This window comes from Camelimonas sp. ID_303_24 (assembly GCF_053543495.1).
Genome location: NZ_JBLLJM010000033.1, coordinates 24,534 through 41,806 on the forward strand (window position 1 = coordinate 24,534; position 17,273 = coordinate 41,806).

7 protein-coding genes are annotated in these 17,273 nt (G+C 68.7%); 3 read left to right on the plus strand and 4 right to left on the minus strand.

Translation table 11 applies throughout. The features are described 5' to 3' along the window. Nucleotides 1-2: 2 nt before the first annotated feature. Genes ACERNI_RS17020 through ACERNI_RS17030 form a run of 3 tightly spaced genes read right to left on the minus strand, consistent with a single transcriptional unit; the run spans nt 3 to nt 12,638 of the window. Entirely contained in the window at nt 3-2,519 is a 2,517-nt protein-coding gene (locus tag ACERNI_RS17020) for a condensation domain-containing protein (RefSeq protein WP_448834436.1), read from the minus strand. 34 nt (nt 2,520-2,553) lie between these two features. Then, complete coding sequence (locus ACERNI_RS17025; RefSeq protein WP_448834437.1) at nt 2,554-10,635, minus strand: amino acid adenylation domain-containing protein; 8,082 nt, start codon at nt 10,633-10,635, stop codon at nt 2,554-2,556. Beyond that, on the minus strand, nt 10,632-12,638 hold the full coding sequence (locus ACERNI_RS17030) for a non-ribosomal peptide synthetase (RefSeq protein WP_448834438.1): 2,007 nt from the start codon (nt 12,636-12,638) through the stop codon (nt 10,632-10,634). The genes ACERNI_RS17025 and ACERNI_RS17030 overlap by 4 nt, the downstream gene beginning before the upstream one ends. A 465-nt stretch (nt 12,639-13,103) precedes the next feature. Between ACERNI_RS17030 and ACERNI_RS17035 the strand changes: the two genes are divergently transcribed. Then, nucleotides 13,104-14,210, plus strand: a complete 1,107-nt coding sequence (locus ACERNI_RS17035) for a hypothetical protein (protein ID WP_448834439.1) — start codon at nt 13,104-13,106, stop codon at nt 14,208-14,210. Between the two features lie 441 nt (nt 14,211-14,651). Next, nucleotides 14,652-15,338, plus strand: coding sequence for a sugar transferase (locus ACERNI_RS17040; protein WP_448834440.1), 687 nt, complete (start codon nt 14,652-14,654; stop codon nt 15,336-15,338). Nucleotides 15,339-15,408: 70 nt separating this feature from the next. On the opposite strand, the gene ACERNI_RS17045 is transcribed toward ACERNI_RS17040, so the two are convergent. After that, nucleotides 15,409-15,648, minus strand: a complete 240-nt coding sequence (locus ACERNI_RS17045) for a hypothetical protein (protein WP_448834441.1) — start codon at nt 15,646-15,648, stop codon at nt 15,409-15,411. 143 nt (nt 15,649-15,791) lie between these two features. Here ACERNI_RS17045 and ACERNI_RS17050 point away from each other — a divergent pair, with 143 nt between their 5' ends. Next, nucleotides 15,792-17,252 carry a hypothetical protein gene (locus tag ACERNI_RS17050; protein WP_448834442.1) on the plus strand — a complete coding sequence of 487 codons (1,461 nt, stop codon included), beginning with the start codon at nt 15,792-15,794 and terminating at the stop codon, nt 17,250-17,252. Nucleotides 17,253-17,273: the final 21 nt, after the last annotated feature.

The window sequence follows — 17,273 nt, forward strand, 5'->3', positions numbered from 1 at the left end:
CTCTACCCCTGTGCGCGCCCTGCCGCGATCATGCGCCCGAAGTGCGTCACGATGCAGGCGGCGCCTGGATCATCGGGACCAGGTTTTGCGGGCGGCATGTGGTGAACCTGGATGGGCCCATCAATGACCGACTTCCACCCCAGCGTGCGATCAATGCCAGGCCACTTCGGCGTATCAGGGCCGAGGAACTGCATCACCGGGCCCCTGACGCCGCGCGGCTCGCAAGCGTCGCGCGCCTGCATCAGGGTCAGCAGGAAATCGTCATTGAATTCGGAGCCCGTGCGCGTCGGCTCCCTGTCGATCAGGCCCAGGCGGGCGGCCAGTTGCAGCACCCCGGTGCTGCGCGCCAGACGATAGTTGCCAAGAAACTCCACAAAGGTCTTTTCCCGCCTGAACACCCGCCGCAGATTCCACGAAACGTCGTTCAGCCGCACCAGTTGCCGGTTCAGAAAGTTCAGTCGCCGGGCGTAACCTGGATGCCATGCGTTGACGACGCACACCATTTCGACCTCGTCCCCGGCCTCGCGCAGCTGTCGCGCGATCTCGAGGGCCAGCACGCCATGGACGCAGAGGCCGAACAGGATGTAAGGCCCCTTTGGCTCGACCTGCCGGATCACCTCGATGTAAGCGGCGGCGATTTCGGGAAAGGTCTTGCCAGCAATGCCATGGGGCCTGCCTGGCTCGAACAGCCGCACGCCAAAAATGTGCCGGTCCTCGCCAAACTCACGGGCCAGGGCGAAGAGGGTCTCCACGCTGTTGATGCCGATGACCGGCGTCCTGGAGCCGCGGGGACTGACCTCCATGATGCGCCAGTCCTCATCATCTTCCTCCATCACCGGCGCCGGCGCACTGTCGAGTTCGACGCCAAGCCGCTCCGCCAGACCCGCGAGGGTCGGCTTCTGGAAGAACCGCGCCAGGCCGACGCGTTGCCCGAAGGCGTCGTGGATGCGCGCCACCAGACGGGCTGCCCGCATGGAATCGCCGCCCAGCTCGAAGAAACTGGCGCCCGGCGGCGGGTTATCGCTGCGCACGGCCTCGCGCCACAACTGCTTCAGACGCTCCGCCCGCGCGCTGTTGTCCACCGCCGGCCCGGATGGCGCACTGGCGTCCATGACCTCGACCCTGACAGATCTGGCGGACGCAACCCGGGGCGCCATCTCCCCGGCGCCCTGCGCCCCTCCCGGCAGGGAAAACGGCAGATCGGCCAGCTTCCGCGCCGGATCGGCGCTGACAGCCGCCAGCAATTCGACGAATGACCGCACCACCCAGGCGACGGTCGCCTCGTCGAACAGGTCCGGATCGTATTCACACTGGGCGCGCCAGCCGACCTCCCGCTCCACCAGATAGACGTCGAGATCGCGCTTGGCCCCTGGCGACAGGCTGGGGAAGCCCCGGAGCGCCATGGCGCCGGCGCGGGTGTCCTTGAGGAATGCGCTGTTCAGAACCTGGAAATTGACGCCATGCAGGGCGCCGCGGCGGTCGCTGGCTGGCAGGGTGATGCGGTCCGCCAGTTTCTCGAATGGCAGGACGCCATTCTCCAGCGCCTCGCCAACCGTCGCCAGCGTCTGGTCCAGCAGGTCGCAGAAGCGGGTTTCCGGCGCGCAGGCCATGCGCAGCGCCAGCGTATTGATGAACGGGCCGACGACAGTTTCGAGCTCCAGCTCATCGCGCCCGGCGATCTGGGTCGTGACCAGAATATCCTGGTGTCCGCTCCAGCGGTGCAGCAGGGCGGCGAAGGTCGCGAGGCCAAAGGCGAAGAAGGTCGCGCCCCGGGCCCGCGCCGTGGTCAGGGTCGCCTCCGCGACGTCAGCCGGCACCATCATGCCGAAGATGTCGCCGCGCCGGGTCGGATTGGCCGGCGGCGCGCGGTCTGTCGGAACCATGAAGTTCGACAGACCGTCCAGCTGCTTCAGCCAGTACTGCTCCGCCACCGCCGCGCCGCCAGCTTCCAGCCAGGCGTTCTGCCACGAGGCGAAGTCGCCAAACTGCATCGGCGCATCGGGCAGTTGCGGCGTCGCCCCCAGCGACAGGGCGTCGCAAATGGCGGCGAACTCCCGCACCAGCGTCAGGTTGGCCCAGCAGTCGCCCGCGAGATGATGCGTGGTCAGCAGCATATGGGCCCTGTCGTCCGCCTGCTGCAACACCGTTATCCGGAGCAGGGGCGGCTCGAACGGGTCGAAGGGCATGGCCGCTTCCTCCCGCCCCAGCCGCTCGCTCAACGCCTCCTGCTCCGACGGGGGGGCTCCACGCAGGTCGACATGCCGGATGCGGAATTGCGCATGGGGAAGCACGCGCTGCACCAGCTGCCCCTCCCGCTCGACGAACGCCGTGCGCAGCGCCTCGTGACGGTCGACCACCTGTTGCCAGGCGCGCTCCATCAGCGCAACCGATACCGGCCCTTCCAGGCGCCACCGCGCGGCGATGTTGAGGCACGGGTCGCCCGGATGTCGCTGGGCCCGACGCCAGTAATAGGACTGGGCGCAGGTCGCTCCGAATTCGAGTGGCTCAGGCAGGCTCAAGGCGGCGCTCCCCTGATGGCTCATGTTCATTGGATCACCTCCGGCGGAAATCGGCGAGGCGGGGCAGCGGACCCGCTGGCGCCGCCGCCATGTCGCCGGGCGTTGTGTCGATGGCTTCCGCGAGCGCGGCGATGGTGCGGCAGCGCAGCACGTCCCTGGCGGCCAGATTGACGCCAGCGCGGCGGGCGCGGGCGACAATCTGGAAGATCTGGATCGAATCCGCCCCCAGATCGAGGATGTCGGCGTCAATGCCGACGGCTTCGCCGCCGAGCACTTCCGACCAGACCCCGCACAGCAGTTTCTGCGTCGCGTTCTGCGGCGGCGCGACAACCCGGGCCGCCGGTTTTGCCGCCACGCGCTCCGGCTGCGGCAACGCCTTGCGGTTGAGCTTGCCATTGGCCGTCAGCGGCAGGGCGTCGAGACGGCTCCAGATCGCCGGAACCATATAGTCGGGCAGCGCCTGACGGGCTTTCTCGCGCAGCATCGTCTCATCGAGGGGCTGCCCCCCCGCCATCACCACCCAGGCGGCGAGGCGGCGCTCCGGCTCCACCCCCACCACGCCAGCCGCCGCGTCGGCGACGCCAGGGATGGCCCGCAGGGCGCTTTCGATATCCTCCAGCTCGATGCGGAAGCCGCGCAGCTTGATCTGCAAATCGCGACGGCCGAGGTGCTGGATGCGCCCGTCGGGCAGGCGCCGCGCCATGTCGCCGGTGAAGTACAGGCGCCGCGACGCGCCGTCTTCGAGCGTATGCGGACGGAAGGCGGCGGCGGTCAGGTCCGGCTGGCCGAAATAGCCATTGGCGAGGCCAAGTCCGCCGATCGCCAGTTCGCCCGCCGCGCCAGGCAGCGCCAGCTGGCCGCTGGCGTCGATGACATACAGCCCGGTGTTGAGCACCGGCGCGCCGATGGTGATGGGATCATCATCCGGCCGGACCTCGCCGGCGCTCGACCAGATCGTCGTCTCCGTCGGACCATAGACGTTCCAGAGCGCGCCGGCGCCGCCCGACAGCTCCCGGGCGAGATCGCGCGGCAATGGCTCGCCGCCGCACAGCATGGTCAGACCGGGCCATGGCTGGAAACCGGCCTCGGACAGCATGCGCCACAGCGACGGCGTCGCCTGGATATGGCTCGGCCGCTTCTCGGCGATCAGCCGCGCCAGGGCGAAACCGTCCTGCACCGCCTGGCGGTCGGCGATGATCACCCGCCCGCCCGTCACCAGCGGCATGAACAGCTCAAGCATGGCGATATCGAAGGTGGTGGTGGTCACCGCCAGCATCGAATCCGCCGCCGTGAACCCCGGGCGCTCCGCGAATGACCACAACAGGTTGGCGAGCGCCGCGTGGCCGATCTCCACGCCTTTCGGCGTCCCGGTCGAACCGGAGGTAAAGATGACGTAGGCGGCGGACGCATCAGCGCAATCCGGCAGCTGCGCCGCGCTGGCGTCCGGGGCCGCGCCGGCCCGCACGTCCACCAGCGGCGCGCCGCCGGCGATGCTGGCCCGCGCCGGGTCATCACAGACCAGGGCGCAGATGCGCGCGGCGTCGACCACCTGCTGCAACCGGGTTTCCGGATGCGCCGGATCAAGCGGCGTGAAGGCGTGGCCGGCCCGCATGGCGGCAAGCATGGCCACCACCATGGCCGGCGAGCGCTCCACCAGCACGCCAACCCGGCCGCCGCCGCCAGGCGCGACGGCGGCAACGCGCGCCGCCAGCGCGCCAGTCGCGGCGTCGAGCTGGCCATAGGTCATGATCTGGTCGCGCCAGATCAGGGCGATGGCGTCCGGATGGCGGGCCGCCATGTCCGCCACCTGCAGGGGAACCGGCCGCAGGTCGAGACCGTCGCGCGCGGTGGCGTTCAGGCCATTGACCAGTTGATCAACCGTTGCGGCGTCCATCAGGCGCAGGGCTTTCGCCGGCTGGGCCGCGTCAGCGACGATGGCGCGCAGCGCCTGCTCGAAGTGACCGATCCAGCGGGCGATGGTCGTCGCGTCATACAGCCCGGTGCTGTAGTCGCAGGCCAGCCGCAAGCCATCGGCGCCCTCAATGATGTTGAGGAAGATGTCGAAATTGACAAACGCCTTGGCGTTGGTGGCGACGCTGGCCGTCACCTCGCCAAAATCCAGCCCTTCGCCAACGCGCTCCAGGTTGAACTGCACCTGGGTCAGCGGCAGGCGGGAGGGATTGCGGGCGACGCCCAGCTCCCGCACCAGCGCGCCGAAGGTGTAGTCCTGATGCTCGTTCATATCGAGCATCGCTTTCTGCACGGTCTTGAGCAGGGCGGAGACCGGCTCCTCAGGATCGATCCGGGCGCGCAATGGCAGGAAGTTGACGCAATGGCCGACCAGCGGCCCGCCCTCCGTCAGGCTCTGGCCCGCGGTTGGGATGGCCATCACCTGATCGGTTTCGCCGGTGAGCCGCCACAGCACCACATTGAACGCCGCCGCAAGGGTCGAGAACAGGGTGGCGCCCTGTTTCGCGCCGGCCTGCTTCACCTGCCTGAGCAGGTCGCCCGGTATGTGGGCGCAATAGGTGTCGCCAGACCAGTCCTTCACGTCGCCACGGGGGCGGTCGGCCGGCAGGTCGGCATCCGGCGGCAGGGCGCGGAACTGCGCCATCCACCAGTCGCGGGTCGCCGGGTTCACAGCCGTGGTCTGCTCCAGCGCATAGCTGCGGAATGGCAGCGGCGCGGGCAGATCGGCCTGGCGGCCCGTGCGCCGCGCCTGGTAGACCTGCGCCATTTCATCAAGAATGACATTGGTCGACCAGCCGTCGCAGACGATGTGATGCGCCGTGAACACCAGCACATGCTCCGACGGCGACAGCCGGACCAGCGTCGCGCGCATCAGCGGGCCGTTGACGAGGTCAAACGGCGTGCGGGCTTCGTCATCCTTCAGCTCGGCCAGCGCGGCCGGATTGGCGGAGAAGTCCCGCTCCGCCAGCGGCGCGGCCGCGGGCGCATCAATGAACATCTGCGACCCGTCCGGCGCGAAGCGCGCCCGCAGGGCGTCATGACGCGCCACGACCGCGTCCAGCGCCTGTTGCAGGGCCTCCCGGTCAAGCGGGCCCGACAGATCCAGCGAAATCGACTCGTTGAAGGCGCAGGAGGCTTCATCGCCCAGCTGCGCCGCCAGCCAGACCTCGATCTGCGGCTCGGTCAGCGGCGACGACATGGGCCAGGAAACAGGAGCTGAAACGGATGCGGAAACGGACGCCGTCGCCGGCGCCGCAGCGGAAGCCGCAACGCCTGATCCGGTCAGGATGCCCGCGCCCTGGAGCGCATCGAGTGTCTTCACGAATGCATCGTAGATGAACGCCATGTCGGCGTCGGAATGCTCCGTCGTGAAGTAGCAGGGGAAGCCTTCCTGCCAGTGCACGCCCAGCAGGCGCATGTGATGGTAGAACAGGCTGGCCAGCCGGTCTTCGCCGCCCAGCGCCAGATAAAACCAGCTGCTGTAGCTCTCGGCCCGGGCGCCAATGCCGCGCCGCGCCAGCTCGGCGTTGATGCGGTCCGCCAGCCCCTGGGCGCGGGCAGCCAGCTGCTCCTGCAGGGCCGGGCCCTGCTCCTTCAGGTGCAGCAGCACCGCCTTCGCCGCCGCCATCACCATCGGGTGGCGCACGAATGTGCCGGCGAAGAAGGTCGGCGCCACCTCGGGAACGGAATCGTCGCCATAACGCCAGGCGCCGCCATCGAGGGCGTCCATGAAGCTGCGCTTGCCGGCAAGCACGCCAACCGGCATGCCGCCGCCGACCACCTTGCCGTAGGTCGCCATGTCGGCGCGCACGCCGAACACCGCCTGCATGCCGCCCGGATGCACCCGGAAGCCGGTCACCACTTCGTCGAATACCAGGGCCGAGCCGGCCGCCTCGGTGATGGCGCGCAAGTCCCGCAGGAATTCGGCGGGCTGCACGTCCGGATGGCGGCTTTGCACCGGCTCGGCGATCACGGCGGCGATGTCGTCGCCATGCGCGCGGATCCAGTCGAGGCTTTCCGGCTTCGCCCATGGCAACACCACCATGTTGCCCACCGAGCCGAAGGGAATGCCTGGCGCGATCGGCAGGCCGCGCGGATCATCGTCCTGACGGGCCTTGCCCTTCACCAGCACCTCGTCGAACTGGCCATGGTAGCCGCCATTGAACACCACGATGCGGTCGCGCCCGGTCACAGCGCGCGCCACGCGCATCGCCGCCATCACCGCCTCGGAGCCGGTGTTGCAGAAGGTGACGCGCTCATTGCCGGTCATCTCGGCGAACAGCTCGGCCACCTCGCCGGCCAGCGGCGATTGCGGGCCGATGGCGAAGCCGTCGCGCATTTGCCGCTGCATGGCCTCCAGCACGAAATCCGGCGCATGGCCGAACGCCGTCTGGCCGTAGCCATTGACGACGTCGATGTATTCATTGCCATCGACGTCCCAGATCCGGCTGCCTTTCGAGCGGCTGCACACGATCGGATAGACCATTTCCTTCCATTCGGGCCGGAAGCCGGCGGCGGTGCGCGGGTCAGCCAGAACGTCGCGGCGCGCATCGGTCATGCGCTTCGAACCAGGGGTGCGCGCCGTATAGCGGGCAATGAGATCGGCCAGGAACGTCGCCTGCGCCGCGGTGATGTCGCCCGCTGTGGAAGCGCCGCCAGGGCGGTAGAGCTGGTGACGCGATCCGCCGGCGTCTTCCGCTGCCGCCGCTGGTTGCGCCGCCGTGGCGGCGGGGGCAACGGGGGCGGCGGCTGACGGGGCGGCGGCTGGCTGCGTAGCGATAGCCTGGGGCGCGGCCGGCGCCGTAGCGGCGCTCACCAGCGGCCCCGGCGCGATGCTGGCCTGGCCAAGCAGGATCTGGTTCTGCTGGGCGATGAGCCCCTGCAAGGCCGCGAGCTGGTCGCGGAACAGGCCTTCGACGCCCACGCCGCCGGCCATCTGTGGCGCAGGCAGGACAGGCGCCGCCGGAGCCGGAGCCGGCGCGGCGATCTGGAACACGGCCTGCGCCTGAGCCGGGGCGGGCGCCGCCTGGGCCGGGACAGCCGCCGCCGGCGCGGGAACCTTGTCGGCCAGAAAATCGGCCAGCCTGGCGATGGAAGGCATGTCGTTCAGCAATTGCCGGAACGTCACCTTGACCTTGAAGGTCTTCTGCACCTGGGTGGCGACCTGGGCGAGGAACAGGGAATCGAAGCCCAGTTCAAGGAACGGGCTGCCGAAATCCGCCTCGGCGATGCTCTCGCCGGAAAGCTCCTCAAACAGCCCGGCGACCTTGCTGGCGAGCCCGGCCCCGGTGTTGCCGACGCTGACTACTGGCGTATGCGTATTCATCTGGACTGGATCCGCTTGCATGGGGGCTGGGGATGGAAGTGGCGCAGCCTGGGTGGCGTTCGCCGGCTCCGCTGCCGCAGTGACGGCAGGGGCGGTGGAGGCAGGAGCAGTGGAGGCAGGGGCGGCGACCCAGTAACGCTGCCGTTCGAAGGGAACGCCGGGCAGCGAAACCCGCTGGCCCGGGCAGGCGCTGGCGCGGTCAAAAGCCGCGCCATGGCGCCAGAGCTGGCCGAGGGCGCCGTAGAACGTATCCATATCGACCTGATCGGCGCCGGGATCAGGCAACGAGGCGACCGTGGCGACGCTACGCCCCTTGCCGGCGCCTTGCCGGCACAGGGTCAGCAGGGTCGAGCCCGGACCAACCTCAAGCAGCACCGGCGTTTCGAAGCGCTGCAACAACGTCGCGACGCCGTCGCTGAAGCGCACGGCGGCGCGGCAGTGACGCGCCCAGTAATCGCTGGCGCCGGTTTCCGCTTCCGTGATCCAGTCGCCGGTGACGCATGACACGTAAGGGATCGTCGCGGATCCGGGCCTGACCCGCGCCGCTTCAACGGCGAGATCAGCCAGCACTGGCTCCATCATCGCCGAATGGAAGGCATGGCTGGTGTGGAGCCGCCGGTGCATCGCGCCCATGCCGGCCAGGGTGTTTTCGAGCTGCTCGATCGCTTCGAACGGGCCCGCCGCCACCGTCAGGCCAGGGGCATTCACCGCCGCGATATCGACCCCCTCGGGCAATACGGCGCGCACCTCCGCTTCCGGCAATCGCACCGCCAGCATGGCGCCGGCCGCGACTGCCTGCATCAGCCGGCCGCGCACGGCAACCAGCCCAAGCGCTTCCTCCAGCGTCAGCACGCCAGCGAGGGTCGCAGCGACAAATTCACCAATGCTGTGGCCAATCATCGCCGCCGGCCGCACGCCCCGGCTGAGCCAGAGCTGCGCCAGGGCGTATTCCACCGTGAAGATCGCCGGTTGGGCGAGGATGGTCTGGCGGATGGTTTCCGCCCCATCTCCGTCACGGGCTTCGGGGCCATACAGCGGCTGGCGCAGGTCCAGACCCAGGCTCGGCTTCAGGATTCCGGCGCAGCGGTCGACGGCGTCGCGGAACACCGGCTCGCGCTCGTACAGGCCGAGGCCCATGGCGGGATATTGCGCGCCCTGACCCGGGAACATGAAAATCACGGGCCGGTCGGCGACGGCGGCTTCACCCACGACAATTCCCGCGCCCTCGCCAGCTTCCAGACGGTCGATGGCTGTCGCGACGCTGTCGGCGACAATCGCGGCGCGATGCGCGAAGGCGCCGCGACCCGTCGCCAGCGTATGGGCAACGTCGCCCAGGGCAGTCGCCGGAGCATGCCGCAATGCGGTCGCCAGCCCGGCGCGGGCGCGCTTCAGGCCGTCCTCACTGCGCGCCGACAGCATCAGCACGGCGCGGGCGGCTTCCCCGGTTGCCAGGGATGGACGCTGCGGCGCCTGCTCCAGGCAAACATGCACGTTGACGCCGCCAACGCCGAGCGCCGACACGCCGGCGCGGCGGGCGCCATCCGGCTCGCGCCAGTCCACCAGCCCGCCGGCAATGGCGAACGGCGTTTTCTCAAGTTCGAGACGCGGATTGGGCGTGGTGAAGTGACAGGTGGGCGGAATGACGCCGTGGTTGACGGCGAGGGCCGCCTTGATCAGGCCGGTCACGCCAGCGGCGGCGTCCAGATGGCCGACATTGCCCTTCACCGAGCCAAGCCAGGTGCGGCCGGCGCCGCCACCCGCGCCAAAGGCGCGGGCCAGCGCCGCGACCTCGATTGGATCGCCCAGCGGCGTCGCTGTGCCATGGCACTCAACGTAGCCGACCGTCGCCGGGTCAAAGCCGGCGATGAGTTGCGCCGTCGCCACCACCTCGGCCTGGGCGTCAACGCTCGGCGCCGTGAAGCCAACCTTGGAGGCGCCGTCATTGTTGACGGCCACGCCGCGGATCACCGCATAAATGGGATCGCCATCGGCGACGGCGTCTTCAAGACGCTTCAGCAGCACCACCCCGGCCCCGGAGCCAAACAGCGTGCCATTGGCGCCGGCGTCGAACGGCCGGCAGACGCCGTCAGTCGACACCATGCCGCCGTCCTGGGAGAAGTAGCCGCGCTTCTGCGGGAAGGTGACCGACACGCCCCCCGCCAGCGCCATGTCGCACTGGAACAGCAGCAGCGACTGCACCGCCTGGGCCACCGCCGTCAGCGACGTGGAGCAGGCGGTGGCGATGGTCATGCTGGGGCCGCGCAGGTCCAGCTTGTAAGAAACCCGGGTCGCCAGAGCGTCGGCGATGGCGCCGGTGAGCGCCTCATACCCCCCCACCTGGAAATCATTGGTGAACCGCTCCGCCGCGGTGCGGTCGCCACAGACGTGCCGCAACAGATAGGTGTTGTGGCTGCAGCCGGCGAACACGCCGACGGCGCGCCCGGCGAGCGCCTGCGGGTCGTAGCCGGCGTCCTCGATCGCCGACCAGGAAATCTCAAGGAAAATCCGGTGCTGCGGATCGGTCAGCGACGCCTCGCGCGGGCGCATGCGGAACAGGTGCGCATCGAACTGGTCGACATCGTCCAGCACCGGCCGCACGGCAACGAAATCAGACTGCGCCCGCTCCTCCGCCGTGAAGCTGTCCTCCAGCTCACCCGCGTCAAACCGGCTGGCGGAATCGACGCCGGCGCAGATGTTCCGCCAGAACGCCCCGACATCACTGGCGCCGGGAAACCGCCCGGCCATGCCGATGATCGCCACGCCCTCCAGATTGTCCGTCATGTCTGCCGTCGCGGGGGCGACGTCTTGATCGCTGTTCATCTTCCCCCTCCCCTGACCTGCGCCATCCGGCGCAGCGCCTCGGCCTGGCGGAGACCGGCCGCCGGCGCGACTTTTCGCCCGCCCGTGTGATCGCCCGCGTTCTGACCGAGCAGCCGGGCGAGACTTGCGATGGTTGGATGCGCAAACAGCTCGACGACCGGCAGATCCCGGCCGAGCCGCGCCTTGATCGCGGCCTGGACCCGCGCCAGGCCGACCGAGGTGCCGCCAGCGTCGAAGAAATTCTGATCCGGGCTTGCCGGGACCTGTCCAAGCACCTCGCGCCAGATGCCGAGCACGATGCCCTCCATGCCCTGGGCGCCGGACGCCCCATCGCCCGGTGATGGCGGCAACCCGGCGGAGCCTGGCGCGACGATATCCGGCAGGGCCTGGCGATCGATCTTGCCGTTTGGCGACAGCGGCAACGCCGGCAGGGCGGCGAATGCGGCCGGAACCATGTGTTCGGGGAGCTTCCCGGCCAGATGGCGCCGCAGGGCGGCCTCCGGCGGCATGGCCGCGCCCTGATGCATCACCAGCCAGGCCAGCAGCCGTGGTTCGGCGTCGCCCTCGCGGCGCACCGCCACGCAGGCCTCGCGAATGTCCGCGTGGCTGCAAAGCGCCGCCTCGATCTCGCCCAGCTCGACGCGGTGGCCGCGGATCTTGATCTGGTGATCAAGACGCCCGAAGAAATCCAGCACGCCGTCGGCGCGCCAGCTCACCCGGTCGCCCGTGCGGTACATCCGCCCCTCGTGGCCAGGAAGCCGCAACGTCATGAACCGTTCAGCGTTCAGTTCCGGGCGGCCGAGATAGCCAAGGCCGACGCCCACGCCGCCGATCCACAATTCGCCCTCCACGCCCGCCGCCACCGGCTGGCGCGCCTCATCGAGAACAGCCAGGAAGACATTGTCGACCGGCCGGCCAAGCGGCGCGGGCTCCTCCCAGTTCGCGGCGCCAATCGCCCAGGCGGCGCAGATATCCGTGCACTCGGTCGGGCCATAGCTGTTGAGGATTTGCCCCTGGCACGCCGGATGGGTGAGCCAGGGCAGCAGGCGGCGGACAGGGATCGGCTCACCGCCCAAAACCGCCCAGCGCAACGACGCCAGCCGCTGCATGCGGCCGGCCGCCGCGCCCTCCACGAGGGGCAAGAATGTGCTGGGCGTGCAGTTCAGGAAGGTGATGGACCGGCTTTCAACCGTCGCCACAATGGCTTCGGGATCGAACACATCGAAATCCGGCAGATACAGCGTTCCGCCGGTCAGCAGCGGCGCATAGATATTTTTCTGCGTCAGATCGAAGCCCAGCGCGCTGACCAGCAGCGTTGAGTCATGGCCACTGAGCCCGAGCGTCCGGATGTACCACTGCAGCAGATTGGCGAACGACCGGTGCGTGACGGCGGCGCCCTTGGGCTGGCCGGTCGATCCGGAGGTGTAGATGACGTAGATGGCGTCGTCCGGTCCCGCCACCGCGGGCAGCGCGTCGCCCGGCGTTTCGGCGATGGCCTGCGCCTGGGCGTCCAGCGCCAGGCTGGCGATACCCGGCGGCAGCCTGGCCACGCCAGCCATCGTGGTGATGGCGACGCGGCAGCCGCAGTCCCTGATAATGAAGTGGATCCGCGCTTCGGGGTAGGCCATGTCGACCGGCACATAGGCCGCGCCCGCCCTGAGCACGCCAAGAATGGCGACAACCGCGTCGACGTCGCGCGGTAGCAGCAGCGCCACGCGGTCACCACGCGCGACGCCTTGCGCCATCAGCTGGCGCGCCAGCCTGTTGGCGGCCGCGTCGAGGCCCGCGTAGGTCAGCAAGACGTCGCCGCACCGCACCGCCGTGCGATCGGGCGTGGCGCGCGCCTGCCGCGCGAAGTCCGACGTGACCATGTCCCAGGCCATGTCGCGCCGCGGGCCGGCGCCCACAACATCCGCCCCCAAGGGGTCCGTCGCGATGGGAGCCACGGCGTCAACGACGCTTGCGGACGGCCCCTCCATCCTGACAGAACCAGCCTGTTGCATCGCCTGCTCCATCATCCCGAGACATCGCTGTTTGTGTTGCCATTGTCCGCAGGGGTGGTGGTTCGCCAGGGAATGCCCCGCCCCGCATCCGGCCAGCCCGGGCGCGCGGCGACAGGAAAATCCCGCCGCGCTGGAACGCGGCCTGGAAACGCGCCATGCAGCGGCATGGCCCCGGCCCAATCCCCAACCTGCTTAACCTGTGTCCAGTCTGCGCCAGGTCAGTCGGCGCGCGATGGGGCGCAATAGGTGGACGCGCCTGCGCCCTTTGGAGAGGTTTCCGTATTCCCGGCGGGCCTGATTAACGCCTTTGGCGGTAAGTCCCGGCTGTTTGGCCGCCTGTTCCCCGGCGGCAGCCGGAGTCAAACTTCCGGCCCAGGAGCCGGAGGCCCGGCGACAGGAGCCGGACGTCAGGCGAAGGGTCGGGCGCCTGGCGCCCGGTTCACTGGCAGACAGGAGAACAGGCGCGTGTCGGCCACATCAGCATTATCCCGCCCCACGCCCCCAGGCGCCGCGTCATCAGGACTGACGTCATCAGGTCTGACGCCCACTGGCCGGCTGATCGCCGCTGTCATCCTCGTCCTTGGCGGCCTGGGCGCCCCGGCGCAGGCGGCGGAGAACGCCGCGCCCGCGCCCGCGCCCCGGGCCAACATGGTCTGGGGCGCCAATGGGCATCCCCTGGTTTCCTATCCCGGCGTATCCATGGAACAGCAGGCGACATTACTGAGCGAGATGAACGCCCGCTCCTACAGGGTTGATGTCACCAGCCTGAATCAGATGGAGACCCTGGCGCGTCTGCACGAGACGCTGGCGGCGCGCGGCATTGAAACGCTGCCCGTGCTCAACCCCCCGGTGAATCTCAAGGAACAGGACCAAGCCACCCTGAAGGCCCGGTCACGCGCCTTCGCGGAAGCCTTCGTCCGCCGGCTGCCCAATATCCAGGTCTGGGAACTGGGCAACGAACTGGAGAACTACGCCATCATCCAGCCCTGCGAGATGCGGGACGACGGCACGAAATATCCCTGCGAGTGGGGGCCCGCGGGCGGTGTCGGCGAACTGGACTATGTGGGCGCGCGCTACAAAAAGGTGGCCGCGGTGCTTTCCGGCCTGGCCGAGGGCGTCGCCGCCGCCAATCCGAAGGCGCGCCGGGCGCTCGGCTCGGCCGGTTGGGGCCACACCGGCATTTTCGGCCGGCTGGCGAAGGATGGGGTGCCCTGGGAGATCTCGGTCTGGCACTGGTACGCCAACGATCCCGAATGGGCGTTCAAAATTCTGGCGGGTTACGGCAAACCGATCTGGATCACCGAATTCAACCATGAATACGGGAGCCAGCGCGACGGCAAGGAAGGCCAGGCCAAAGGGCTTGCTTCCATGATGGAAACGCTCAAGCGGCTGGCCGGCCCGTACCGTATCGAGGCGGCGCACGTTTACGAGCTGCTGGATGAAACCTATTGGGCGCCGCATTACGAGGCCTACATGGGCCTGGTCGAGCTTGAGCGCGGCGGTGAGCATGGCTGGCGCATCGGCGCGCGCAAACCCGCCTTTGACGCTTTCCGCAAAGCAGCGACGCCATAGAGCCTTTCCGATCAAACTGGATCGGAAAGGCTGCGGCCTCATGAAGGCGGCCGCCGCTTCCCAGGCGCCCCCGGCGCCATGGACCAGCCTATACCGCAACGCCATGCCGCGAAGATGCGCACGCCAGCGACCAGCAAAGCACACGACGGCGCCAGCCATGGCGTGGCGGCGCATGCTTTGGCGGGACATGCTTTGGCGGTATGCGCCGCGCGCCGCCTGGGCTACGCCACAGCCCGATGCGCCCTGGCCCCGTCCACGCTCCCCCGATCGACCAGCCTTGCGCCGGCAGTGGTATCCGTCAGCCCGACCAGGCAGGCCGGATACGCGCAAAGGTATTAAACGGGCGCCCGCAAATCCGGCGCTCATACGCCTTCTAACACCTTGGAGCGGCGACGGATTGGACGCACCTCTGATCAAGGATGTTGCAGAGGGCGACTCACGGTGCTGAACGAACCCACTACGACGCGCGCAGGCGCATCTTACACCGCTTCCCGTGTTATCGACGGCAAGCCGGCGATTGGCGGAGCGTGGAAACGCGCGCTCGATATCGTCGTGGCCGTCATCGCCCTGGTTGTGCTGTCACCGCTGATGTTGCTGACCGCGCTGGCGGTTGTCATCACCATGGGACGGCCGGTCTTCTTCGCCCAGCGACGGGTCGGTCACGGCGGCGCGCCGTTCTTCTGCTACAAATTCCGCACCATGTCCCGCGACGCCGAACGGCGGCTCAATGACCATTTGCGCGACAATCCCGCGGCGGCGGCGGAATGGCGGGAGAACCGGAAGCTGCGCCACGACCCCCGCGTGACCCTGGTCGGGCAGACCCTTCGCCTCACCAGCCTCGATGAACTGCCGCAGCTGTTCAACGTGCTGGGCGGCCACATGAGCTGCGTTGGCCCACGTCCCGTGGTTCCGGACGAGCTCGCGCTTTACGGTCGCCATATCGATGACTACCTGGCCGCCCGCCCCGGCATGACCGGCCCCTGGCAGGTCAGTGGCCGCAACGCCCTCTCCTACGCTGATCGCGTGGCGCTCGATTCCCAATATGTCCGCAACTGGAGCCTGTGGACCGACGTCACGATCCTCGCGCGCACCATTCCGGCGGTGGCGCGTTCAAACCAGACCTCGTGAGGCTGGCGTCGTGGGCCGGCATCTGACTTTGGGCGCGGCGAGCTGGTCTGGAGTGACTTCACGCTCCACGCTACCGGAGGTCGCGGCGCGAAATGGCGGTCTTCGCCAGCGCGCCGAGGAAATAGGCCGCCTGAAGCACGATCCATGCGCCAATAGCCATCCCGGCGGCGACATTCCAGCCATCATGTCGCGCAAGGCCCGCACCCACGGCGGCGGTCAGAACGCTGGCAAGGAACGCCGCCGGATAGCCGAACCCCATGCCAAGCAAAAACCCCACCACACCGCTCACCGCCATCCAGACCGCTCCCATACACTGCTCCCAGGGGCGTTCCAGCCCGGATCAGATCTGCGGCGGCCCGGGGCGCGCGCCCTTCCGGCGCGCCGGACGGCGACAGTAGCGCGTTTCCCAAAGCCCGTCCCGCATGAAAATACGGTGGGAGGCGATTTAATCATATGATCCCGTCGCTTGCCGGAATACTGGTGTGCATCGCCGTCGCCATTGCCGGGCGCGCGTTGGGCTCCACCGTCCTGGTTGGCCTGCCGGCTGCGCTGGCGTTTGGCGCGACGGCGTTCGCCACCCTGCCGGCGCTCGGCGGATCATCGCCCCAGATCTATACGATTTTCGCGATTTGCCTGGTCGCCGCTCCATTCCTGCGCTCCGGCGGCCTCGCGACGGTTGCTTCCGGCGCGGTCCAGACGCCCGTTTCCCTGGTGCTGCTGGCCATGATCGTCCACGTTTCGGCGTCCGCGCTGATATTGCCGCGTCTGTTCGCCGGCGAAACCAGCGTGTTCGTTCCCTCACGGGACACCGGCGGAATCGTCGAAACCCTGCTGTCGCCGGTTTCCGGCAATATCTCCCAAACCGCCTATTTCGTGCTCGGAGCCCTGGCCTGCCTGGTGTTGTGCGCCACCCTGCCAACCGGCGGGCGGCTGACCCTGATCCGCAGGGGTTTGATGCTGTGGGCGGTGCTGAACGCGGCCCTGGGGGCCATCGACCTGCTCGCCAAGCTCGGCGGCGCCGGCGACGTGCTCGACATCATCCGCACCGCCAGCTACGCCATGGCCACGGACGTGGAGCACGCCGGCTTTTTCCGGATCGCCGGCGGGCATTCCGAAGCGTCGGCGTTTGGCGCGGCGACGTTCGCCAGCATGGTGTTCTGCATGACGTGGGCCCGCATGACCGGCGACCGGCGCGTTGGTCTGCTCGCCGCCATGTCGCTTGGCCTGCTGCTGCTGTCCACCAGCACCACCGCCTACGCCTGTCTGGCGGTTTATGGCGCCGGCCTCGCCGCGCTGGCCATTTTCAACCTGCTGAAAGGCCGGGTGCGCACATCTGATCTGGCGCTGCTCTACGCCGCGCTGGCCGGCGTCGCCATCGTGCTGGCGATCTATCTTTACAACAACAATGCGTTCGACGGCGTGCGCAAGCTGCTGGACGCGGCGATCTTCAACAAAGCCAGTTCATCCTCTGCCGCCGAGCGTGGCTACTGGAACATGCGCAGCCTCGAAACTTTTCTTGAAACCGGCGGACTGGGCGTCGGCATGGGCAGTTCCCGCGCCTCCAACTGGCTGATCGCCGTACTGAGCCAGACCGGGGCCATTGGCGCCGCCCTGCAATTGCTGCTGGCGCTGTCCCTGCTGCGGCCGCTCCCCCGCAACCCGGCGTATGATCCGCAGTTGCGGGCGCTCTATGAATCAGCCCGCGCCACCGGCCTCGCCGGCATCACCGCAATAACGCTAAGCGGCGGCAGCGCCGATCCGGGCATGCTCTTCTTCATTTGCGTGGCGGTTACCCTGAGCAGCCGTCGCGTACTGCTGTCTCAGCCGGCAGCCCAGGGCGCGCCGCGCCCCCGGGCGTTAGCCTGGCGCGATCCCGCCCGGCCACCGGGCCGGCTTGCCCACGATCGTGGATGAAACTGGCTCCAGCTTTTCCTG

Excerpts from the sequence above, each read along its gene's own strand:
- ACERNI_RS17025 (WP_448834437.1), bottom strand. The coding sequence starts at position 10,635 with ATGAACAGCGATCAAGACGTCGCCCCCGCGACGGCAGACATGACGGAC.
- ACERNI_RS17030 (WP_448834438.1), bottom strand. The coding sequence starts at position 12,638 with ATGCAACAGGCTGGTTCTGTCAGGATGGAGGGGCCGTCCGCAAGCGTC.
- ACERNI_RS17045 (WP_448834441.1), bottom strand. The coding sequence starts at position 15,648 with ATGGGAGCGGTCTGGATGGCGGTGAGCGGTGTGGTGGGGTTTTTGCTT.
- ACERNI_RS17050 (WP_448834442.1), top strand. The coding sequence starts at position 15,792 with ATGATCCCGTCGCTTGCCGGAATACTGGTGTGCATCGCCGTCGCCATT.